21 protein-coding genes are annotated in these 21979 nt (G+C 48.3%); 11 read left to right on the top strand and 10 right to left on the bottom strand.

All coding sequences use genetic code 11. The features are described from left to right. Positions 1 to 135: 135 nt before the first annotated feature. From pgsA to ABDZ76_RS01150, 4 genes are all read left to right on the top strand, one after another. Entirely contained in the window at positions 136 to 723 is a 588-nt protein-coding gene (gene pgsA, locus ABDZ76_RS01135; protein WP_184220125.1) for a CDP-diacylglycerol--glycerol-3-phosphate 3-phosphatidyltransferase, read from the top strand. 4 nt (positions 724 to 727) lie between these two features. Continuing rightward, positions 728 to 985, top strand: coding sequence for a molybdopterin converting factor subunit 1 (moaD, locus tag ABDZ76_RS01140; RefSeq protein ID WP_343800203.1), 258 nt, complete (start codon positions 728 to 730; stop codon positions 983 to 985). A 1-nt stretch (position 986) separates the two neighbouring features. Beyond that, entirely contained in the window at positions 987 to 1454 is a 468-nt protein-coding gene (locus tag ABDZ76_RS01145; RefSeq protein WP_343800206.1) for a molybdenum cofactor biosynthesis protein MoaE, read from the top strand. A gap of 144 nt (positions 1455 to 1598) precedes the next feature. Continuing rightward, a complete protein-coding gene (locus ABDZ76_RS01150) occupies positions 1599 to 2402 on the top strand; it encodes an META domain-containing protein (protein WP_343802881.1) in 804 nt (267 codons plus the stop codon). 98 nt (positions 2403 to 2500) lie between these two features. Here ABDZ76_RS01150 and ndk read toward each other — a convergent pair whose 3' ends face one another. After that, on the bottom strand, positions 2501 to 2923 hold the full coding sequence (ndk, locus tag ABDZ76_RS01155; protein ID WP_184220133.1) for a nucleoside-diphosphate kinase: 423 nt from the start codon (positions 2921 to 2923) through the stop codon (positions 2501 to 2503). Positions 2924 to 3125: 202 nt separating this feature from the next. Between ndk and abc-f the strand changes: the two genes are divergently transcribed. Continuing rightward, the gene (abc-f, locus tag ABDZ76_RS01160; protein WP_343800208.1) at positions 3126 to 5021 is read left to right on the top strand and encodes a ribosomal protection-like ABC-F family protein; all 1896 of its coding nucleotides are present in this window, start codon (positions 3126 to 3128) and stop codon (positions 5019 to 5021) included. A gap of 66 nt (positions 5022 to 5087) precedes the next feature. On the opposite strand, the gene ABDZ76_RS01165 is transcribed toward abc-f, so the two are convergent. The 4 genes from ABDZ76_RS01165 to ABDZ76_RS01180 form a co-directional block, all read right to left on the bottom strand. Beyond that, entirely contained in the window at positions 5088 to 5651 is a 564-nt protein-coding gene (locus ABDZ76_RS01165; protein WP_343800210.1) for a hypothetical protein, read from the bottom strand. Then, positions 5648 to 6097 (bottom strand): DNA polymerase III subunit chi, encoded by a 450-nt coding sequence (locus tag ABDZ76_RS01170; RefSeq protein ID WP_343800212.1) that lies wholly within the window; start codon positions 6095 to 6097, stop codon positions 5648 to 5650. The genes ABDZ76_RS01165 and ABDZ76_RS01170 overlap by 4 nt, the downstream gene beginning before the upstream one ends. A 224-nt stretch (positions 6098 to 6321) precedes the next feature. Beyond that, entirely contained in the window at positions 6322 to 6909 is a 588-nt protein-coding gene (locus ABDZ76_RS01175) for a hypothetical protein (RefSeq protein ID WP_343800214.1), read from the bottom strand. 205 nt (positions 6910 to 7114) lie between these two features. After that, positions 7115 to 8611 carry a leucyl aminopeptidase gene (locus ABDZ76_RS01180; protein ID WP_343800216.1) on the bottom strand — a complete coding sequence of 499 codons (1497 nt, stop codon included), beginning with the start codon at positions 8609 to 8611 and terminating at the stop codon, positions 7115 to 7117. A gap of 259 nt (positions 8612 to 8870) precedes the next feature. Between ABDZ76_RS01180 and lptF the strand changes: the two genes are divergently transcribed. From lptF to rsmA, 6 genes are all read left to right on the top strand, one after another. Next, the gene (gene lptF / locus ABDZ76_RS01185) at positions 8871 to 10079 is read left to right on the top strand and encodes an LPS export ABC transporter permease LptF (RefSeq protein ID WP_343800218.1); all 1209 of its coding nucleotides are present in this window, start codon (positions 8871 to 8873) and stop codon (positions 10077 to 10079) included. Next, on the top strand, positions 10076 to 11164 hold the full coding sequence (gene lptG, locus ABDZ76_RS01190) for an LPS export ABC transporter permease LptG (protein WP_343800220.1): 1089 nt from the start codon (positions 10076 to 10078) through the stop codon (positions 11162 to 11164). Before lptF ends, lptG begins: the two co-directional genes overlap by 4 nt. Then, entirely contained in the window at positions 11164 to 13539 is a 2376-nt protein-coding gene (locus tag ABDZ76_RS01195) for an LPS-assembly protein LptD (RefSeq protein ID WP_343800222.1), read from the top strand. Before lptG ends, ABDZ76_RS01195 begins: the two co-directional genes overlap by 1 nt. Before the next feature lie 167 nt (positions 13540 to 13706). Beyond that, positions 13707 to 14672, top strand: a complete 966-nt coding sequence (locus ABDZ76_RS01200; RefSeq protein WP_343800224.1) for a SurA N-terminal domain-containing protein — start codon at positions 13707 to 13709, stop codon at positions 14670 to 14672. Positions 14673 to 14786: 114 nt separating this feature from the next. Next, entirely contained in the window at positions 14787 to 15800 is a 1014-nt protein-coding gene (gene pdxA / locus ABDZ76_RS01205) for a 4-hydroxythreonine-4-phosphate dehydrogenase PdxA (protein WP_343800226.1), read from the top strand. Next, positions 15800 to 16627: a 16S rRNA (adenine(1518)-N(6)/adenine(1519)-N(6))-dimethyltransferase RsmA gene (gene rsmA / locus ABDZ76_RS01210; protein WP_343800228.1), complete on the top strand. Its 828-nt coding sequence runs from the start codon at positions 15800 to 15802 to the stop codon at positions 16625 to 16627. Before pdxA ends, rsmA begins: the two co-directional genes overlap by 1 nt. Before the next feature lie 51 nt (positions 16628 to 16678). Here rsmA and gmk read toward each other — a convergent pair whose 3' ends face one another. From gmk to ABDZ76_RS01235, 5 genes are all read right to left on the bottom strand, one after another. Next, a complete protein-coding gene (gene gmk / locus ABDZ76_RS01215; protein WP_343800230.1) occupies positions 16679 to 17341 on the bottom strand; it encodes a guanylate kinase in 663 nt (220 codons plus the stop codon). A 5-nt stretch (positions 17342 to 17346) separates the two neighbouring features. Then, positions 17347 to 18246, bottom strand: a complete 900-nt coding sequence (locus ABDZ76_RS01220) for a YicC/YloC family endoribonuclease (RefSeq protein ID WP_343800232.1) — start codon at positions 18244 to 18246, stop codon at positions 17347 to 17349. A 118-nt stretch (positions 18247 to 18364) separates the two neighbouring features. Beyond that, complete coding sequence (mltG, locus tag ABDZ76_RS01225; protein WP_374844544.1) at positions 18365 to 19594, bottom strand: endolytic transglycosylase MltG; 1230 nt, start codon at positions 19592 to 19594, stop codon at positions 18365 to 18367. Between the two features lie 522 nt (positions 19595 to 20116). Beyond that, entirely contained in the window at positions 20117 to 21376 is a 1260-nt protein-coding gene (gene fabF, locus ABDZ76_RS01230; RefSeq protein WP_184220174.1) for a beta-ketoacyl-ACP synthase II, read from the bottom strand. Between the two features lie 327 nt (positions 21377 to 21703). After that, the gene (locus tag ABDZ76_RS01235) at positions 21704 to 21940 is read right to left on the bottom strand and encodes an acyl carrier protein (protein ID WP_184220179.1); all 237 of its coding nucleotides are present in this window, start codon (positions 21938 to 21940) and stop codon (positions 21704 to 21706) included. Positions 21941 to 21979 lie beyond the last annotated feature (39 nt).

Here is a 21979-nt window from a genome sequence, read left to right on the forward strand (position 1 = left end):
GGCATTTTAGAATCAAGACCTATCGGTTCTTTAATAAATCATGCTAATGTCATGAAATGATGAGACAAGACTGAAGCGGCTGTTGATTTCTATCATATCCCTGCGGATGTAATTTTAATGGGTGTGGCGGTATCTATGAGTAAGAATGCATTTTCCCTTCCTAACATACTGACATATGGGCGGATCATTGCCGTTCCGCTTGTGGCACTGTGTTTCTTTATCGAGGGACGCCTGCATTCTAGCGATTTTGCCCGTTGGAGCGCTTTGGCGATCTTCGTTATTGCCAGTATTACCGACTTTTTTGACGGCTATCTGGCGCGTGCATGGAAACAAACCTCGACAATCGGTCGTATGCTTGACCCGATCGCCGACAAGTTGCTGGTTTCCACCTGTTTGCTGTTGCTTGCTGCCGACCCTGCCCGCACCATTGCCGGCTGGAGCTTGTGGGCGGCTATCATCATTCTCTGCCGCGAAATTCTGGTTTCAGGCTTGCGGGAATATCTAGCCGAGCTGAAAGTCAGCGTACCTGTTTCACAACTGGCAAAATGGAAGACCACCACGCAGATGATTGCGCTTGCCTTTTTGCTGGCAGGCCCTGCCGGTGATAAAATCCTGCCTTACACCACGGAAATCGGTATCACGCTCTTATGGATTTCAGCTGTGCTGACCCTTTATACCGGCTGGGATTATTTCAGAGCCGGTCTGAAACACATGATGGACTAAGAGCATGGATGTCAGGCTGGTTTATTTCGCATGGGTGCGTGAGCGTATCGGCAGGGAAACAGAAACCATTGCCCTGCCCGACACTGTGACAACGATTGGCGGCTTGCTGAACTACTTACAAAGCTTAGGCGAAAATTACACCTATGCGCTGGAAGCAGAGGGCGTTGTGCGCACTGCCATCAACCATGAACATGCTGATAGTGATGCCACCATCCAAGCTGGTGACGAGATCGCGATTTTTCCGCCGATGACAGGCGGTTAATATGGATAGCTCCGTTCATATCTCCGTTCAAAACTATGATTTTGATCTTGCGCAGGAACAAGCCAACCTATTGGCTCAAAACAAAAATATCGGAGCTGCGGTTGCCTTTACCGGTCTTTGTCGTGATGAAAGCGGCCGCTTAGACGCTTTAGAGCTTGAACATTACCCTGGCATGGCAGAAGCGCAAATTGAGAAAATGGCACTGACTGCCAAAGAGCGCTTCTCCCTTGATGCAGTGCGGATTATCCATCGCTTCGGCATGATTAAGCCCGGCGAAAATATTGTGCTGGTTCTAACCGCCTCCCGTCATCGTAATGCCGCATTTGAGGCCGCAAGCTTTTTAATGGATTACATGAAAACCAATGCACCGTTCTGGAAAAAAGAACATTTGAAAAGCGGTGTGACAGGTGATTGGGTCTCATCCCGCGCTAGTGACGATCAGGCACAAAAGCGCTGGGAAGAAGAGTAGTGCAAGAATATTTTAAATAAAAACTATTATGTTTAAATTTATAGCGATCCAACTTGATCTGCCATAATTTATACATGAAGATTAACCATTTATAATAAAATGGAATCATAATTCAACGCGGGGAAATGCAGCTTGAGTGATAATATGCAAAGCAGTTTCAAGAAAAACTTTGCTGTTACAGTAGCCGTACTTGTGGGCTTGGGTGTAACGGGTACAGCAGCCGTGGTGTTGACCACCTCTATGCCGTCCGTGAGTATCGCCGCAGAAAAAACCATTAAAGGCGATGTGATTTATCGTGAGCGTATTGCGCTGCCGCCGGAAGCCAAACTTATTGTCGAATTGGCCGATGTTTCGCTGGCAGATGCGCCCGCCAAAATTATTGGCGATGTCACCATCGATCCGATCAGCGGCCCGCCAATTCCCTACTCCATTGATTATGACAGCAGCAAATTAGAACCTGGCCACACCTATGCGCTACAGGCCAGAATTTCTGCCGGTGATACCTTGTGGTTTGTCAACGACACTCGCCACAGCTTTGATCCAGAGCAGCTCCAAGCTAAATACGACATTCAGGTTGTGATGGTTGGCCGCAGTGAAACATCCGGCGAAGCGACCGGTCTGTTTGGCAAAGAGTGGTTGGCCGAAGACCTGCAAAATGGTGGTGTGATTGATAATGCGCAAACCACGCTGACAGTACAGGAAGATGGCAGTGTCAGTGGCTCGGGCAGCTGCAATCGTTATTTCGGCACAGCTGAGATCAATGAAGACAAACTCAGCTTTGGTCAGATGGGCAGCACATTTATGATGTGCCCGCCTGCCCTGATGGATCAGGAACGCAAATTTTTCGATGTATTGGCTAACACCAGACGCTACAAAATCGAACTTGGCAAACTTGTTCTGCTTGATGAGCAGGATGAAAAAATTGCCACCCTTGCTCCAAACATCTAAAACTTAATTGAATATAACAAAAAGGCCGGATCAGTGATCCGGCCTTTTTGTTATTAACGTGAGCTAAAATGGCCTCAACTGCTTGAGGCCATAATTAATTAGCCAACGATTTCTGTACCGGAGAACCAGTAAGCGATTTCGATTGCTGCTGTTTCAGGAGCATCTGAACCGTGAACTGAGTTTTCGCCGATCGACAGAGCGAAGGTTTTACGGATTGTGCCTTCAGCTGCATCAGCTGGGTTGGTTGCGCCCATAACTTCACGGTTTTTCAGGATTGCGCCTTCGCCTTCCAGAACCTGAACGATGGTCGGGCCGGAAGTCATTGAATCAACCAGTTCGCCAAAGAAAGGACGTTCTTTGTGAACAGCGTAGAAGCCTTCTGCTTCACGGCGACTCATCCAAACGCGCTTGGATGCAACAACGCGCAGACCAGCTTCTTCAAGCTTAGCGGTGATAGCACCGGTCAGGTTACGCTTGGTTGCGTCTGGTTTGATCATCGAGAATGTACGTTCAATTGCCATTTCAAAAACCTTGTATAAAGAGAAATGATGAGTGATGCTCTCATAAACGGCTGCGGCGCAAATGCCAATAGCTGAGCGTGCAACCGATGAGAAGTTTCATTTAAAAGTCACATAAACCTTGGGCCGAGCCGAATATTTAACCCGCGAAACACCAATCACCACTTGCTAATCACTAGCCTGCCATGCGAAAGCGCTTTTTATCATGCTTATTCTTAATGACATATCCATCCGCATTGCAGGCCGTCTGCTGATCGATCACGCAAGTGTGACACTCCCTGCCGGCTCCAAAACCGGATTTGTCGGTCGTAACGGTACCGGCAAGTCAACACTTTTTCGTGCCATTACCAATGACCTCGCGGTTGAAACCGGTAACATCTCACTGCCGAAGCAAACCCGCATCGGTCAGGTGGCGCAGGAAGCTCCCGGCACTGAAGAGCCGCTGATCGACATCGTGCTGAAAGCGGATGTGGAACGCACTCAATTAATGGCAGAAGCTGAAACGGCCACGGATCCGGAGCGCATTGCTGAAATCCATGTGCGCCTTGCCGATATTGACGCGCATTCAGCCGAAGCGCGCGCAGGTGCCATTCTGGCAGGTCTTGGCTTTGATGCAGAAGCACAGCGCCGTCCCGCCTCCTCCTTCTCCGGTGGTTGGCGTATGCGCGTGGCACTGGCGGCTGTGCTCTTCTCCGAACCAGATTTGTTGCTGCTTGACGAACCGACCAACTATCTCGATCTGGAAGGTGTGTTGTGGCTGATTGATTATGTGCGCCGTTATCCGCACACTGTTATCATCATCAGTCACGATCGCGATCTTCTTAACTCGGCTGTTAATTCGATCATGCATCTCGATCAGAAAAAACTTACCTTCTGGCGTGGTAACTATGATCAGTTTGAACGTCAGCGTTTGGAAAAGCTTGAGTTGCAGCAAAAGGCTCACGTCAAACAAGAACAGCACCGCAAGCATATGGAAGCATTTGTTGACCGCTTCCGTGCCAAGGCCTCCAAAGCCCGACAGGCGCAATCACGTTTGAAAGCATTGGAAAAGCTAAAGCCGATTGAGCTTTATGTGGAAACCAATGTGCAACCTTTCACTTTCCCTGATGCGGAAAAGAAAGCAGCTTCGCCGATCATCGCGCTAGAACAGGCCGATGTTGGTTATCAGCCCGGCAAGCCGATTTTGCAAAACCTCACCTTGCGCATCGATAATGATGACCGCATTGCGCTGCTTGGCTCCAATGGTAATGGTAAATCCACCCTTGCCAAGCTGATCGGCGGCAGGCTGGACGCAGAAACCGGCACCCTGACTGTATCGCCAAACCTGAAAGTTGCCTTTTTTGCACAGCATCAGCTTGATGATCTGGTGCCGGAAGACAATGCCATTGAGCATGTGCGCAAATTAATGCCCGGTGAGCCGGAAGCAAAGGTGCGCTCGCGTGTTGCCCGCATGGGGCTTTCTACTGAAAAAATGCTGACACCGGCCAAAGATCTTTCCGGTGGTGAAAAAGCCCGCCTGCTGATGGGGCTTGCAACATTTGACGGCCCTAACCTGCTCATCCTCGATGAACCGACCAACCATTTGGATATCGATAGCCGTGAAGAGCTGGTGCATGCACTTAACAGCTTTAAGGGCGCCGTTATCCTGATTGCGCATGATCGCCACTTGATCGAAGCAACCATGGAGCGCCTCTGGTTGGTGCGCAATGGTACTGTTCAGCCATTTGAAGGCGACTTGGACGAATATCGCTCACTGGTGCTGGCCGATGCTAAAAATCCCGGTCAGTCATCTTCAGAGCCTGTACAAGAAGAAGGCCCGAAAATCAGCAAAGCAGACCAGCGCAAACTGGCTGCACAAAAGCGCGATGCCTTGAAGCCTTTGATGAAAAAAGTCAAAGATTCTGAAGGGTTAATGCAAAAACTGCAGAAAGAGATTCAATCTCTGACAGAGCAACTGGAAGATCCGGCACTTTATGAAAAGGAGCCGCAGAAATCCGTTGAACTGACCAAGCAGATTAATGAGCGCCGCGTGAAACTGGCCAGTGCTGAAGATGTTTGGCTTGAGCTTACAAGCGAATATGAAGCAGCAATGGCTGAGTAAAACTGGTTCAGACAAGATAATAAAAAACGCAGGCATTTTGAGTGCCTGCGTTTTTTTATCATTCAATTACAGCTTGCGGCGATAAAGCCGGCCACGCACCAGACCATAAACGCCCAGCACCACGGTAATCAAACCGGCTGAGATCAAATTATCATTCACCGGTTTGGCAGCACGGCGCAAAACCAGTTCGATTTTGGCAACTTGCAATGCTTCCACATCGGCTGGTGCGGCACTGAATGTATATTCACCAGTAATCACCGGATTAAGATCGCCGGCTGTCGCGCGCATAGGTTTGGCCGCAGCATCAGCTGATGGTTTGTCACCGGCAAGTCGCTGATAAGACAAAACTTCTGACAACAGCGGATGCCCGTCACGGCTGACAGCCAAACGGAGGCTTGAGCGCTGCTGGTTTGCGTCCGCACTTTCCAGCGGTGTCATATCCACAAAGACACGCACAGGTGCATCATCTTCTGTCAGATGCACCTGTGGCGTTTGTAATGGCTGGCCAACGCCGTCCTGCATCACCCAGCGATCAATATCACGGCCGGTGAAATGATTGACATACCACGGATATGCAACGCCAACACCAAGACCACCAACGATCAGAGCGATAAAAATAGCGCGCATCATGCTTTACGTTCCCAGCGTTTATCGGCATTTTGCTGCCAATAGGTCAGCTGATGGTCGCTTGTTTTAAAATTTTTCCACTGCTGTCGGGCTTTTTCCAGCTGTTGCTGATTATGGCCGTCAAACATCACCACCAGACGCTCATAGGCTGAAACCTCGTTGAGCTCCGCGCCTTCAACCAAGAAGCGAACGGTTGAATCGTTTTGATTACCCTCACTGAGCGTCAATAAAATCGGTTGATCTGCAGCCAGCGGATCTTCTTCAAAACCATGCGCCAGAAATGAAACATCGGAACAAGTCCACAAAAGATTATCAATCACTTCAAGCCGTTCCTGATTCACACCTTGAATAGTAACCCGCCAGCCACGCCCGAGCGAGCGCTCCACAAGGCCAGGCAAGGCTTCATCAAGTGTTGATTCAGTTAAGTGGTAAAACAGGATTTCAGCCATAAATTCCGGATACTTGTTTGTTCACAATCTCTTGCAACAGCTTTGCCATGGGCGCAGATGAGTTGCAAGACAGTTCCCCATAACGCGGCCTTGGTGAGTGGATTTTTTGGCCAAATAAAAAAGCAGCGCTGAAAATTCCAGCGCTGCTTTTGAGCTTAAAATTACAACAAAATCATCTAATTTCAATATGTTACGACAGTGATCTGATAATGTGATTCAGATTACTATTCTGCTTTCGCCGTCAAAATGCTGCGCACACCTAAAGACAGTAAAATAACATAGCCAAGGCACTCGCTCAGCTCTTCAAAGAACTGATTGTAATACCACTGGGTCTGGCGTTCAAAAATTTCGCCCATTATCAGCAAGAAAGCCGCGAAATAATAAAGCCAGCATTTCGAGCTAAAGACATATTGCATAATTGGCTTAACGTATGAAGGACGCATCCAGACATAGACGCCGGCAAAAATGACGGTCAGAATAGCTTCATGCCAGCGAAATTGGTGCGAATGAATATAGGATGAAATCGGTCCATGCGGCTCAAGCACCATTTCACGGAAGAAGAACAATACCATCAGCCATGACATAGCGATGTAAAACATCCGCTTCTCGGCTTTATGCTTCAAACCACCAATCAAAAAAGTAACTGCGGCCAAAGCCAGATACACATTTTGCATCTGTTCCAGCAGACCTTCTTCGCTCATCTGGAAATCAATATTCTGCGGGTCTAAAATCGCATAAAAGAAAATCGTGTTTACAAGCATGAACAAGCCTGTAATCGAAACGAAATTACGGGATGGATAAACGGCGGGCACGAGATTTCCTGACTAAAAAAAGAGCGGAATAATGGCATAAGTTTCCGAAAATGAAATTTGCCGGACATTCTATAAAGCATTCCGGTTTAAAAACAGCCCCTTTACCAAGCACATTGCTGTGAATTATGAAATAATTTGTCAGCTTAAAAAAGAAAAACGGGCCGGAAAACCGACCCGTTCTTCAAACAAAGTTTTGTTAAAAAACTTATGCTTCGTAGTGATCACGCACCAAGCGATCCAGCAAGCGAACACCGAAACCGGAAGCCCAGCTCTGGCTGTATTCGGTTGCAAGCGAGCCCATCGCAGTACCAGCAATATCGAGATGCGCCCAAGGTGTTTCACCAACAAAGCGCTTCAGGAACTGAGCCGCAGTGATGGAGCCACCCAGACGACCGCACGAGTTTTTCATGTCGGCAAAAGTCGAATCGATCATCTTGTCGTATTCTTTGCCCAGCGGCAGACGCCAGACTTTTTCACCCGATGCCTGACCGGCATCATAAAGCTGATCAGCCAGTTCATCATCATTGGAGAACAGACCGGCATTATAAACGCCGAGGGCAACCATAACTGCACCGGTGAGTGTCGCCAGATTGATCATGATCCGTGGCTTGAAGCGATCTGCGGTGTAATGCAGAGCATCAGCCAATACGAGACGACCTTCCGCATCAGTGTTGATCACTTCGATGGTCTGGCCTGACATGGTGGTGACGATATCACCCGGACGCTGTGCATTACCATCCGGCATATTTTCCACCAGACCAATAACGCCAACAACATTGACATTTGCCTTACGGCCAGCAAGCGCACGCATCAGGCCGGTCACAGCAGCTGCGCCGCCCATGTCACCTTTCATGTCTTCCATGCCAAGCGCAGGTTTGATGGAAATACCACCTGTATCAAACACCACGCCTTTACCAACAAATGCCACTGGCTTGTCTTTAGCTTTGCCGCCGTTCCACTGCATGACAACCACGCGTGGCGGACGAACAGAGCCCTGTGCCACACCAAGAAGTGCACCCATGCCAAGTTTTTTCAGTTCTTTTTCACCAAGAACTTCAATCTTCACGCCAAGCTTTTCAAGCTTTGCGGCTTCATCAGCAAATTCAACAGGGCCCAGAATATTGGCTGGCTCATTAACCAGATCACGAGCCTGAATCACACCATCAGCCACAGCTTCTGCGGTTTTATAGGCAGCTTTTGCAGTATCAGGCGATGCAACACTGATTTTAACGGTTGCTGCAGCCTGCTTCTTGCCGCCGTCTTTATCGTCTTTTTTGGTTTTATATTTTTCAAACTCATAAGAGCGCAGCAGCATGCCAAGTGCAAAATCAGCAGCTTCATCATCAGCAATGGTTTGTTCCGGCAAAGCCAGTGCAACAGCAACATCGGTTGATTTGCCGATTTTCGAGAACGCTGCACCACCGATACGAACCCAGTCATCATTGCCGAGCTTTTCAATTTTGCCAACGCCAACGAGAATCAGGCGCTCAACGCCGCCCTCTTCAGTGCTGATGGCTTCGGCTGTGGTGCCGAGTTTACCGTTGAAACCCGAAACTTCGATCAGTTTGCGAATTTTTTCCGCACCACCTGCAAATGATGCCGCCTCTTCAGCAAAGCCCCCACCTTTTGCTACCAGCACAACAGACGCACCAGCTTTTGGTGCTGTAAAATCGGAAAATTCAATGGAAGGACGCTTAGACATTATAAACTCCGGTAAGCATGAAAACTTTCATCAGCGTAATCTATATCTATGACAGCAAGGCGATGAAAAACAGACCTAAACATTTAATTGATCGTATTAATTGTCAATTGCTGAATTAACGCTTGGTTAACCAGTTTTATTCGGCTAATTTTAGCCAAAATGATTTACAGCTAAATTGGTAACAATCTGTATTCCCGTATATAGAGGGCTGAGTCTGCCTCATCTCTTCGCTTTTAAGATCAGGATGTAAACGCAAAACATGCGATTGATAGAATGGTATATCCTTCGCCGTGTTGCGATTATGTTTCTAGCGGTGCTCGGCTCTACCGTCGGCATCACTTGGATCGTACAGATTTTGAAGCGTATCGATTTTTTGACCACCAGTGGCCAATCGCTCACTGCAATTCTTAAGTTCAGCTCACTTTTGTTGCCAGCAGCCATTCCGATTGTGCTGCCATTTGCGCTGATCATTGCGATCACCCAAACACTTTCGACCATGAATCAGGATTCGGAGCTCGTTGTTATCAACGCATCCGGCGCATCACGTGCAGCCGTTGTCCGCCCTATTCTACTTCTGGCGCTTGCTGTTTCTATGTCGTCTTTTGTGATCTCCAATTTTATTGATCCATATTCGCGTATGAATATGCGGACGATGCTTGAGACCGCAGGCTCCGACATGCTCAATGTGATCATTCAGGAAGGCACCTTCCGCAAAGTCAGCGACAACCTCTATGTGCAAATTGCCGAACGCAAGCCGGATGGCGGCATTGGCGGTTTGTTTATCGCTGACAGCCGCGATCCGCAGATTGATCTGATTTATTATGCGGCAGATGGCGTGATTGCCAATAATGGCACCCAAGATCTTATCCTGATGAAGCAAGGTGAAGTGCAACGCCGCGACGTTCAAACCGGCAATGTTTCAATTATCAAATTTGATTCTTATTCTTTTGATCTCAGCCAGTTCAGTGAAGGTGGCGGCGATGTAAGCTATTATGCCAAAGATCGCCCACTAACCTATCTGCTCAATCCGGATCCGAATGATCCATCGGTACAGACACGTCCTCTTTCCTATAAAGCGGAACTGCACAGCCGTTTTACCAAATGGCTCTACCCGATGGTTTTTGCCTTTATTGCTTTGGTATTTGCAGGCGATTCACGCTCGCATCGTGAAGCGCGGGTTTCCGCATCTTTCTCAGCCATTACTCTGGCACTTGTCGTCTATTGGATTGGCTATTATTTCACTGAAGGCGCTTCCAAAGAAGCTGGTTACATCAAATTCACCTATATTGTGCCGATCGCTTCGATGCTGATCTGCGCCTATTTGCTGATTAGTGGCCGCAGACTTGGTCTGCCGGACAATATTGCCAAGCCGCTCAATGCGTTTTTCAGTAAAATATGGGCAGTGATCCAAAATATCCGTTCACGTCTCGACGGCACTGCTAAGTATAAAAACGGAGGCGCACGATGATTGGTTGGACGCTCGCCCGCTATTTCTTCATGCGCTATGTTCGTATTACCTGCTATTTTTTGCTGGGTATTTTTGCGCTGGCTCTGTTGTTGGATTTTACTGAAAATGCCAATCGCATGTCGAGCCTGCCAAATTACTCTGTCATGCAAGCTTTCGTGGTGTCTGCATTGCGCATCCCGTTTTTGATGCAGCAGATGATTCCGTTTGTCGCTTTATTTTCTGCAATGGCGACACTCATCTCCCTGAACAGACGCTATGAACTGGTCGTAGCTCGTTCGGTCGGTGTTTCTGCATGGCAGTTCTTATTGCCTGCATGCTTTGGCGCATTTCTTTTCGGCTTAGGCACGATTTTCATCGTTAATCCGCTTTCAGCCTATGGTTTTAACAAGGCGGAAGAAATGGCTGCGTCTTGGAAAACCGGCAAAGTTACCGCCGTTTCGGCACTGCGCGATCCATGGCTGCGCCAGAAAACCGATGAAGGTGAAACCATTATCGGCGCCAAATCCATCCTCAATCAGGGTGCAACTTTGGCCGACGCCACTTTCATTACCTTTAATAATGACAAGAGCATTAAAGAACGTTTTGATGCCCGTCAGGCAGATCTCAAGCCTGGTTTCTGGCAACTGACGGATGTTACAAGATTTGCGCTGGCTGAAGAGCCTGTTCAATATAAATCAATCGAGATACCGACACAGCTGCGCCCTGAATTTGTTCAGGAAAAGCTGGCCTCACCTGAAACGATTCCTTTTTTCCAACTTCCCCACACAATTAAAGTGGCCCGTTCATTTGGCTATTCAGCCAATGCTTTTGACATGCAATTCCAGTCTTTGCTGGCTTTACCAGCACTTTTGATGGCAATGACTTTGATTGCAGCAACGGTTTCCCTCAAATTTGTGCGTTTTGGGCAGTCCGGAACGATGATTCTGGGTGGCGTGATGGCTGGCTTCGTGCTTTATGTGGTTACGGTTTTAGTAAAGGCGTTCGGTGATGCCGGATTCGTGCCGCCTTTTGTGGCAGCATGGGTACCGGTTGTTATCGCTACATTTTTCGGGGTCTCCTTTTTGTTGCATAAGGAGGATGGTTAGTGGGTTTGAGTAAAGCACGCTTGATTTTGCCAAATATATTCTCTCAGCTCGTTCGCGGGACTGCTATTGCGTGCTTATTAAGCATTGTGCCTATGGCTGCGACCACTTCCCCCGTTTTGGCACAAGATACATTAGGAGACAGTTTCAAAACCGATCCCAATGCACGCATGCTTTTGCAGGCAGATGAACTTGTTTATGATCGCGACGTGCAAACTGTCGTGGCGCAAGGTGCTGTGCAAATCGAATATGACGGCAACCGCCTTGTTGCTGATAAGGTGACCTATAACCGTCAAACCAATCGTATGACCGCATCCGGCAATGTACAGGTCGTCGAAAAAGACGGGAATACTATTTATACCGATGAAATGGATGTCACGGATGATTTCCGCGACGGCTTTGTAAATGGCCTGCGCGTTGAGACCACCGATGACACACGCTTTGTCGCTGAAAGTGCTGAACGCAGCGGTGGTGAGATCACGACCTTCAATAATGGCGTTTATACTGCATGTCAGGCATGCACTAAAAATCCTGACAAGCCGGTTCTCTGGCAGATTAAAGCCCGTAAAATTATCTGGAATGGTGCCCGCAAAACAGTTCGCTTTGAACGCGGTCAGTTCGAACTTTTCGGTATGCCGATTGCTTTCTTGCCAGCCTTTGAAATGGCTGACCCAAGTGTAAAGCGTAAAAGCGGTTTCTTGTTTCCGGGCTTTGCCTATAAAGACAAGCTTGGTTTTGGTGTTAAAGCATCCTATTTTTGGAATTTGGCACCCAATTACGATCTAACCGTTTCAACAACTGGCTATACCAAGCAGGGTTTCTTAACAGAAGCTGAGTGGCGCCATCGCCTTGAAAGCGGTAGCTATAATTTACGTATTGCCGGTATTCATCAGCTAAAATCTGGTGAATTTAATGCCGATACAATCGATTCCGATAATAAAAACCGTGGCATGATTGCCTCTAAAGGTGATTTTGAAATCAACTCCCGCTGGAAATACGGCTGGGATGTGATGGCGCAAAGCGATAAAAACTTCAGTCGTACATATGATATTGAAGGCTATTCATCGTCAACGCAGACTTCGAAAATCTACCTCACTGGTCTTGGTGAACGTAGTCATCTGGATCTGAACTTCTATCGCTTTAACGTGCAAGAAGATATTCTATCTTCAAAACCGAATGAAGTATCATCCAAGCAGCCTTGGGTTTTCCCGAGCCTTGATCATTTATACATAGCGCCCGATGCCGTTTATGGCGGTGAACTCAGCATCACCAATAATTTGCAGATTCTTTATCGTAAAAACCAATATGATAATGAAAAAACATCTGGCAATAATCAAATACACTCTGGCGACGCTAATTACCGCGTACCAGGTGCAAGCGGCACCAATGCACGTTTCACATCGGAAGCGGAATGGAAGCGGAGTATTATCACACCACAAGGTCTTGTGATTACACCAATTCTGGCGTTACGTGGTGATGCAATCGGCGTGAACAGCAACTCAATTGAGGTTACACGCTCCGAAGCGTTCCGTGCGATGGCAACGGCTGGTATGGAAGTGCGCTGGCCGATCCTTTTCTCGTCCACCAGCAGCACGCACATTATTGAGCCGACCGCACAGATTTTTGTACGCAATAACGAAACTTATGCCGGTGAAATGCCGAATGAAGATGCGCAAAGCTTTGTTTTTGACGCAACCAACCTCTTCGCACGCGATAAGTTTTCTGGTTACGACCGCGTTGAAGGCGGTACACGTGCCAATCTTGGTCTTCGTTATTCAGGTAACCTGAACAATGGCTGGGGTGTTTACGCTCTTGCAGGTCAATCCTTCCATTTAGGTGGCCGCAATTCATTTGCCAGCGATGATTTTGTCAACGTTGGCGCAGAATCAGGTCTACAGAATAGAAGCTCTGATTATGTAGCAATGCTCGGCATCTCAAATAATGAAGGGTTCAGCCTCGCAACACGTGGTCGTTTTGATCGCAAGGATTTCTCATTACAACGCGGTGAGATCGAAGCCCAACAAAGCTGGTCACGCCTCACTGTAAGTGCGCGTTATGCCTATATCGCGGCACAGCCTACTTATGGTTACAGTGATGAGCGCCAAGAACTGTCATTTGGTGCATCAGCCAAGCTCAATGACAACTGGCGTGTATTCGGCGGCAGCACCTATGAGCTGGTTTCCAATACATTAGTTCGAGCATCGGCTGGCCTTGCCTATGATGACGAGTGCTTCAGCTACTCAATGACTTATAACCAGACCCGAAATGCACCACCAAGTACGGTTACCAAGCCTAATCATAGTATTGGTTTCAATATCACCTTCCGTACATTGGGCGATTTCGGAAGCGCCAGTAGTTTAGCTAAGGGCTCATTATAATTTAAATAATGGGCTCACAGCTATCTTTGATCTTTTGGCGGTTAGATTACTCGGACGTCATTGTTTTGCCGCATGGGTTTGACTATAAAGTAACCAAAATTTGATCCAGTGAGTGCTGAAATATATCTAGCCGTTGTAAAAACAGCGTAAGACCCGGGAAATATGTTATGATTTTTAAGCAGCCAATAATTGCATCTTTCTTCAGCGCAGCGCTCTGCCTGACTGCTGTTGGCGCCTTAACTGCACCTCAACCGGCTTTTGCTGCTGCTAGCGGCACTGAAGTTAAAGTTATTGTAAACAATAACCCGATTACCTCCGGCGACATTCAAAAACGCGCGGCCTTTTTAAAAGTTCAGGGCAAAAAAGGTAATCTTACCAGTCAGGCTCGCGCAGAACTGACCGATGAAATGCTGAAACGCGTAGAAATGAAAACACGCGGCATCAATATTTCGAAGCAGGAAATTGATGCAGCTTACGCTAATTTTGCATCCAATAACCGGATGAGCGTTCAGCAGATGAACCAGATGATGAATCAAGCTGGTATCACACCTGAACATTTCAAAACCTATATCATGGTGCAGATGGGCTGGGGACGTCTCATCAGTTCCCGCTTCCGTGAAGAAGGCATCATTTCCGAATCGGATGCCGTACAGCGTATGCTAAAAGATGGTGGCCGCAAGCCAGTTGCGACCGAATATCACCTCCAACAGGTTATTTTCGTTGTTCCAGCCGCTAAACGTTCACCTGCTTTAATGGCCAAACGCCGTCAGGACGCAAACACTTTGCGTTCGCGTTTTAACAGCTGTGACACGACACGCAGCCAAGCCAAAGGTATGCTTGATGTAACTGTGCGTGACCTTGGCCGCATTCTCGAACCGCAATTGCCGGGTGAATGGGAAAAAGACATCAAAGGCACCTCTGTCGGCAGCACCACAAAGCCACATGACACTGAAAAAGGCGTTGAGTTTCTGGCAGTCTGCGCGACACGTAAAGTATCGGATGACCGCGTAGCACAGATGGTTTTCTCCCTTGAAGGCACTCAAACGGCCAAAGGACAAGAAGAAAAAGCTGAACAGCTCAGCAAGCAATATCTGGACGAGCTGCGCAAAAAAGGCCGTATCGTCAATCGGTAATGGCTTTTCGCGTATTTGATACTTTTACGCAGACAATTTTGTAATTCCTTATTTGCTGCCATTTCAGCTTTTCATTAAGCTGAAATGGCAGTCGCATTTAATAATGGTAGTAAAATGAAAGTTTTAGCGCTCAGCATCGGTGATCCGTCCGGCATTGGCCCTGATCTTGCCTTGCTGCTTTGGTTACAGCGCCATCAGCTCAACGTACCGGAATTTCTCCTACTTGGAGATGTTGAACAATTGCGCTTACGAGCCAAGCATTTGCAGCTGAATGTACCGATTGAAATTTCAAGTCCCGCATCTGCAAAGACAGATTTTCAACACTTTCTGCCAGTGCTACCACTGCAAAACAAGCTGATTGAAAATATTGGCGCACCTTTAACAGAAAATGCAGCTGGTATTATTGAAGCCATTGAACTGGCCGTAAAGCTGACCTTGGACGGGCAAACCTCAGCGGTGGTAACCTGCCCTATTTCCAAAAAGCCGCTTTATGATGCAGGCTTTGAACATCCCGGTCATACAGAGTTTTTAGCAAGTCTGGCATCACAACATCTCGGCCGGCCTGTCATGCCGGTGATGCTGCTTGCAGGCCCAGATTTGCGTGCTGTCCCAGTGACTATTCACATCCCCTTGCATGATGTGCCTCAACAGCTCACCACTCAACTGATTGAAGAAACTGTTATAATCACTGAGCGTGATTTACGCACACGTTTCGGTATTGGCAAACCACGCATTGCTGTCTCCGGTCTCAATCCGCATGCCGGTGAAAATGGTGCTTTAGGTCACGAAGACCAAACAGTTGTTTTACCTGCGATTGAAAATTTGCGTGCGCAAGGCATGGACATCAAAGGCCCGCTACCGGCTGACACTATGTTTCACGCCCGTGCCCGTCAAAATTACGATGTGGCGATCTGCATGTATCATGATCAGGCGCTTATTCCGGCTAAAGCGCTGGCATTTGATGAAAGTGTCAATGTCACGCTCGGCCTGCCATTTATTCGTACATCGCCAGATCACGGCACCGCATTTGAAATTGCAGGGCAAGGCATTGCCCGCCCCGACAGTCTGCTTGCCGCTTTGAAGCTGGCGCAGACTTTAAGCCTCCCAGCTTTGAAAGAACCCGCCTGATGAGCATTGATAATCTGCCGCCATTACGCCAAGTGCTTGAACAATATGATCTGATGCCTAAAAAATCTTTAGGCCAGAATTTTTTGTTCGACCTCAATCTGACATCCAAAATTGCCCGTCAGGCAGGCATTCTACAAAATCAGCCGGTGATTGAAGTCGGGCCCGGCCCCGGTGGTTTGACCCGTGCGCTGCTGGCTCAAGGCGCATTGGTAACGGCAATTGAACGCGATGAACGCTGCCTGCCGGCACTGGCCGAAATTGAAAGCCACTATCCAGGTCGGTTGAAAGTGATTTCCGGCGATGCGCTGGAGCAGGATTTTCAAGCACTTTTTCCTGACGGTAACAAGCCGCGCATTGTCGCCAACCTGCCATATAATGTCGGCACGCAATTGCTGATTAACTGGCTATTAAGCGAGCCTTGGCCGCCCTATTATCAGTCAATGACCCTGATGTTCCAACGTGAAGTGGCTGAACGTATTGTTGCCGCACCCAATACCGACCACTATGGCCGTCTGGCTGTGCTTGCTGGCTGGCGCACACAATCACGCATTGCCTTTGATGTGCCGCCACAGGCTTTCACACCCCCGCCAAAAGTAATGTCTTCGGTAGTGCATATCACACCGCTCGATAATCCTATGCCATGTGATGCGCAAAAGCTTGGTCGCATTACACAAGCCGCATTCGGCCAGCGCCGCAAAATGCTGCGTCAAAGCCTCAAGCCCGTCAATGGTGCCAAGCTGTTGGAAGTTACCGGCATTGACGGCACAAGGCGCGCAGAAACATTAAGCATCGAAGAGTTTGTAGCGCTTGCCAATGCTCTTGACTGATAAATACAAAAAACGCCGGAAATGACTTCCGGCGTTTTTTTATTTGAGTGCTTACTGAGCAGCTGTCTCATCCAGCAACTGATCGACAAAATCGAACAATCCAGGACGGCGGTCACGGCGCAAACGCTCAGCCGTTACGATGGCTTTAACCGAGCTATATGAACGGTTCAGATCTTCATTGATGACGATATAGTCGTATTTCGACCATTTCTGAATTTCCACACGCGCATTGTGCAGGCGTGTCTCAATCACTTCCACACTATCTTCCGCACGGCGATGCAAGCGCGATTGCAGCTCTTTCATTGATGGCGGCAGCACAAAAATGGAAACCACGTCAGCCGGCATTTTTGCCTGCAGCTGGTCTGCCCCCTGCCAATCAATGTCAAACAGCATATCCTGACCATCAGCCAGTGCATCTTCTGCGGTCGCACGCAAAGTGCCGTAGAAATTGCCATGCACTTCTGCATATTCAATCAATGCATCGCTATCACGCAAGCGCTCAAACTCGGCCACAGAAATGAAGTGATAATGCACACCTTCCACTTCGCTCGGGCGGCGAGCACGGGTGGTGACACTGACAGAAAGAGACAAATCCATCTCTCTGTCTTCCAATAATAATCTTGCAATGCTGGATTTTCCTGCACCGGAAGGCGAGGAAACCACCAGCATAAGCCCGCGACGGGCAACGCCATGTTCAGCTGAAGAGATGGCCATATGAGTTACTCCAGATTCTGTATCTGTTCGCGAAACTGATCAACGGCCGCTTTAAGTTCCAGTCCGATGGCTGTAATTGTTGCTGCATTGGATTTCGCGCAAAGTGTGTTGGCTTCACGGTTAAATTCTTGCGACAGAAAATCGAGTTTGCGCCCGATTGCACCGCCGTGTTGTAATAATTTTCTGGCAGATGCCACATGTGTGTCCAATCTGTCCAGTTCTTCTTGTATGTCCGCTTTGGTTGCAAGATAGGCGGCTTCTGCGTGGAGCTTGTCTTTATCAAGTGCCTGTGACGCATCCAGCAATAAAGCTACTTGTGCGCTAAGGCGTGCTTTGATTGCCTCAACACCACGCGCCGGATCATGGCGCGCTTTTTCTGTCAAAGTGGCAATCTCTTCAACATGTTTTTCAAAAATACGTTTAAGCGCTGCGCCTTCCAGCTCACGCGCTTCCTGCAACTGCTGCAAGAGTGAGCCCAAGCCATCCATAACACCCGCTTTAAGCGCTGCCTGATCTTCTTCCGAGACGGTATCTTGTGGCTGATCCAACACGCCGCGAAGCGCAAATAAACCATCAAGAGTTAACGGTGCCACGCCAAAACGTGTCTGCAATTCCTGCGATGCGTTGAGAAGCTTTTCGATCAAAGCATGATTGAGCAATACTTCACGGCCTTCACTATTTTGCTCAACATTGAGCGAAACCTGCATATTGCCGCGGGTAAAGCTCTTGGCTACCAGTCCGCGAATATTATGCTCAAGCGCTTCAAAGCCTTGCGGCAGGCGCAAGCGCACATCAAGCCCTTTACCATTTACCGAGCGTACTTCCCATGTGAAATGCGTAACAACTTCACCATTTTGATGCGTTCCGCTGTAACGGGCAAACCCCGTCATGCTTTGCAATGTCATGAGACGCGACCTTTGGCATGAGAGTCCGGTTTCTAAATCGAGAAAAACCGGAAATAAAAGTGAGTGAAACGGACAATATGCCCGTTTCACTCGATGATTAAACCTGTTTTACCAGTATTTACTGAGCAGCCGGCGTGTCCGTTGCTGTGGCAGCATCACGTTTTTGCTGTTCAATACCGCGCCATTTACGAACATTTTCATTATGTTCTTTCAATGTCTCGGCAAAAACGTGACCACCTGTACCGTCAGCTACAAAGAACACATCCTTGGTTGCCAGCGGATTTGCAACAGCTTCCAAAGCAGCGCGCCCCGGATTGGCAATTGGTGTCGGCGGCAAACCCTTGATAACATAAGTGTTATATGGTGTCGGCTTTTCAATGTCAGACTTATAAATCGGACGATCAGACGGTTTACCCAAACCACCGAACAGGCCGTAAATAATGGTCGGATCAGACTGCAAACGCATGCCCTGATTGAGGCGATTGACAAAAACCGAAGCCACATGCGGGCGTTCTGCTGCGATACCGGTTTCTTTTTCAACGATCGACGCCAAGGTCACAAACTCATTGATATCTTTAACCGGCAAATCTTTCTGACGGGTCGCCCAGATTTCGTTGACCATCTTCTTCTGCGAAGCCAGCATACGTTCAACCATCTCAGCACGGGTGGTGCCACGGGTGAAGTGCAGTGTATCAGTGAAGAGTGAACCTTCTGCCGGCATTTCTTTCGGCAGCGCTCCGATCAAGATTTCATTCTTATCAAGACGATCAAAAATCTGATTGACAGTCAAACCTTCCGGAATGGTCAACGGATACATGATCGACTTGCCGCTGATCAGGATGGTCATGATTTCACGCATCGTCGCGCCAGCCGGAATCATATATTCACCGGCCTTCATATCATTTTCATGGCCGTAAGCACGCACGCCATAACGGAAAATACGAGCATCCGTGATGAATTCACGACGTTCCAGACTATCGGAAATTTCGGAAATACCGGAGCCGCGCTTGACCAAAAACGCAGTTTCCGTTGCAAGCGGTCCTTGGCCGTCGAACTGTAGTTTGCCGAAATAGAACAGTGCCGATGCTGCAATAACGGTCAAAACCAGTAAGGACAGCATGAAATTTGCAAAAATAACAATTTGGCTGCGGGCAGCACGGGAGCGTTTTTTAGGCGGTTTTGGCCCTGGCTGCGGGCGCAAGGCGTCTGCTGCAGATTTTGGCACAAATGGCTTCACCGGTTCAGCACCAGCATCACTTGCAGCAATTTCTGCTTCAGTTGCACTTTGCGCAACCGGCTCAGCAATCTGTTCTGCCTCTTGCTGAACAGGTGCTTCGACAGGCTCCACAGCAATGACCGGTTCAGCCTGAAGCGATTCCGGCTGCACTTCAATCTCAGATGCGACGGTTTCTTGAGGAGTATCCTGATCTGCAACTTTTATTGCATCATCCGCAACCTTAGCTGCATCCGCAGATGTTTCAACAACATCTGTTTCTTGAGATTTCGGATTTTTATCGTCTGAACTCACTCGATCACCTCGATCCAAATTTTATGCAGCGTCACTGATAGTTGTTAAAACTTCAGCGCTCCGTTTTTTGTCATTTCTATACAGACCGCAAATATTTGCCAAATCCGTTTTGTGGCAAGATATCCTGATACACCCAATAATGGATATCTTTAGGGCGAAGCACACAAAAATATTGTTACAGGTTTTAAACAATAAATCAGCCGAACAGATCACCTGTTCTACCGGATAGCGTACAACAATCCGCCATTTCTTCGGCGCCATCATCGCCAGATATGCAAAGGACGCCAATGTTTTTTGCACTGACGTCCTGCTTATCCCCGACTCTTGCTTAAAAGAGCAAGATTACTGGTAACGACGCATCACCAGCGATGCGTTTGTTCCACCAAAACCGAACGAATTTGAAAGTACGGTATCGATTTTGCGTTCACGCGGCTTGTGCGGCACCAAATCAATTTTGGTGGCAACAGACGGTGTGTCCAGATTGATTGTAGCAGGCGCGATATTATCGCGGATTGCCAGAATCGAGAAGATGGCTTCCGCAGCACCGGCAGCACCGAGCAAATGGCCGATCGATGATTTGGTTGACGACATCGAAATCTTCGATGCAGCATCACCTACCACACGCTCAACAGCACCCAGCTCCAGCGTATCCGCCATGGTGGATGTACCATGTGCGTTGATATAGTCGATCTGATCAGGTGTGATGCCTGAACGCTTTAATGCTGCTTCCATGCAACGCTGTGCACCTTCACCATTCTCGCTTGGAGCAGTGATGTGATAAGCGTCACCGGACATGCCGTAACCGGTTACTTCCGCGTAGATTTTCGCGCCGCGTGCCAGTGCATGTTCCAGTTCTTCCAGAACGAGAACACCAGCGCCCTCACCCATCACGAAACCATCACGGTCATCGTCATAAGGACGCGATGCTGCAGTCGGATCATCATTGCGCTTGGTCGACAGTGCCTTACAAGCAGCAAAGCCTGCGAGCGAAATACGGCTGACCGGTGATTCAGTACCACCTGCAACCATGACATCCGCATCGCCCAAAGCGATCATACGGGCAGCATCACCAATAGCATGGGTGCCGGTTGCACAAGCTGTAACCACAGAGTGATTAGGACCGCGCAATTTATGCTTGATGGAGACATGGCCGGAAGCCAGATTGATCAGACGGCCAGGAATGAAGAACGGGGAAACACGACGTGCGCCCTTATCGCGCAATGTGTAACCGGCTTCAACAATACCTTCGATACCGCCGATACCGGAACCAATCAATACACCGGTTGCCACCTGATCTTCGTCGCTTTCCGGATGCCAGTTGGCATCATCCAGCGCCTGATCAGCCGCAGCCACAGCGTAAACGATGAAAGGATCAACTTTGCGCTGTTCCTTTGGTTCCATATATAAATCAGGATTGAATGTTCCGTTGCTGCCATCACCTACAGGGATACGGCAGGCAATCTGACAAGCCAGATCGTCAACTTCAAATTCTGTAATACGGCGAGCGCCGCTTTGACCGGAAAGAAGACGCTTCCATGTCTCTTCAACGCCATTTGCCAGCGGTGACACCAGACCTAAACCGGTGATAACGACACGCCTCATATTCACTCCTTCGAGTATGACAATCTCAAACTATGTTCCGCTTGCATGCGGAAAGATGATTTGTCGCCTTGAATGCGCGCCGGGCTAAACCTGTATTCAAGGTTTCAAGGCGCCGGTACGCCTAAAAGTTACATTTAAATTTAGTCTATAAAAAATAAACCGATTAAATAACCGGTTCATCAAGAGCACTTACAGCTTAATTTTAAAAATTGAAAATGCTCTCTCGACTTACTTGCTACACACTGTTTCAAAACTGCTTTGCACTTTTTTTGACAGTGTGTATGAAAAATACGGAATCGGAGCATTCCGATCCCGTATTTTCAAATATTAAGCAGAAGCTTTGTCGATGAACTTAACAGCGTCACCAACGGTAAGGATGGTTTCTGCTGCATCATCAGGGATCTCAACGCTGAATTCTTCTTCAAACGCCATGACCAGTTCTACTGTATCAAGGCTGTCTGCACCGAGATCATCGATAAAGCTCGCGCCTTCCGTGACCTTGTCGGCATCCACGCCCAGATGTTCAACAACGATTTTCTTGACGCGTTCTGCGGTATCGCTCATGTCGTGACCTCGACCTGTGTTTAGTTGCACCGCATTGGT

Origin of the sequence: Paenochrobactrum glaciei, assembly GCF_039522165.1 — a bacterium.
GTDB lineage: Bacteria > Pseudomonadota > Alphaproteobacteria > Rhizobiales > Rhizobiaceae > Paenochrobactrum > Paenochrobactrum glaciei.

What these genes read in the sequence shown, in the direction of transcription:
- pgsA (WP_184220125.1), top strand. Translation starts at nt 136, where the DNA reads ATGAGTAAGAATGCATTTTCCCTTCCTAACATACTGACATATGGGCGG.
- moaD (WP_343800203.1), top strand. Translation starts at nt 728, where the DNA reads ATGGATGTCAGGCTGGTTTATTTCGCATGGGTGCGTGAGCGTATCGGC.
- ABDZ76_RS01145 (WP_343800206.1), top strand. Translation starts at nt 987, where the DNA reads ATGGATAGCTCCGTTCATATCTCCGTTCAAAACTATGATTTTGATCTT.
- ABDZ76_RS01150 (WP_343802881.1), top strand. Translation starts at nt 1,599, where the DNA reads ATGCAAAGCAGTTTCAAGAAAAACTTTGCTGTTACAGTAGCCGTACTT.
- ndk (WP_184220133.1), bottom strand. Translation starts at nt 2,923, where the DNA reads ATGGCAATTGAACGTACATTCTCGATGATCAAACCAGACGCAACCAAG.
- abc-f (WP_343800208.1), top strand. Translation starts at nt 3,126, where the DNA reads ATGCTTATTCTTAATGACATATCCATCCGCATTGCAGGCCGTCTGCTG.
- ABDZ76_RS01165 (WP_343800210.1), bottom strand. Translation starts at nt 5,651, where the DNA reads ATGATGCGCGCTATTTTTATCGCTCTGATCGTTGGTGGTCTTGGTGTT.
- ABDZ76_RS01170 (WP_343800212.1), bottom strand. Translation starts at nt 6,097, where the DNA reads ATGGCTGAAATCCTGTTTTACCACTTAACTGAATCAACACTTGATGAA.
- ABDZ76_RS01180 (WP_343800216.1), bottom strand. Translation starts at nt 8,611, where the DNA reads ATGTCTAAGCGTCCTTCCATTGAATTTTCCGATTTTACAGCACCAAAA.
- lptF (WP_343800218.1), top strand. Translation starts at nt 8,871, where the DNA reads ATGCGATTGATAGAATGGTATATCCTTCGCCGTGTTGCGATTATGTTT.
- lptG (WP_343800220.1), top strand. Translation starts at nt 10,076, where the DNA reads ATGATTGGTTGGACGCTCGCCCGCTATTTCTTCATGCGCTATGTTCGT.
- ABDZ76_RS01200 (WP_343800224.1), top strand. Translation starts at nt 13,707, where the DNA reads ATGATTTTTAAGCAGCCAATAATTGCATCTTTCTTCAGCGCAGCGCTC.
- pdxA (WP_343800226.1), top strand. Translation starts at nt 14,787, where the DNA reads ATGAAAGTTTTAGCGCTCAGCATCGGTGATCCGTCCGGCATTGGCCCT.
- rsmA (WP_343800228.1), top strand. Translation starts at nt 15,800, where the DNA reads ATGAGCATTGATAATCTGCCGCCATTACGCCAAGTGCTTGAACAATAT.
- gmk (WP_343800230.1), bottom strand. Translation starts at nt 17,341, where the DNA reads ATGGCCATCTCTTCAGCTGAACATGGCGTTGCCCGTCGCGGGCTTATG.
- ABDZ76_RS01220 (WP_343800232.1), bottom strand. Translation starts at nt 18,246, where the DNA reads ATGACATTGCAAAGCATGACGGGGTTTGCCCGTTACAGCGGAACGCAT.
- fabF (WP_184220174.1), bottom strand. Translation starts at nt 21,376, where the DNA reads ATGAGGCGTGTCGTTATCACCGGTTTAGGTCTGGTGTCACCGCTGGCA.
- ABDZ76_RS01235 (WP_184220179.1), bottom strand. Translation starts at nt 21,940, where the DNA reads ATGAGCGATACCGCAGAACGCGTCAAGAAAATCGTTGTTGAACATCTG.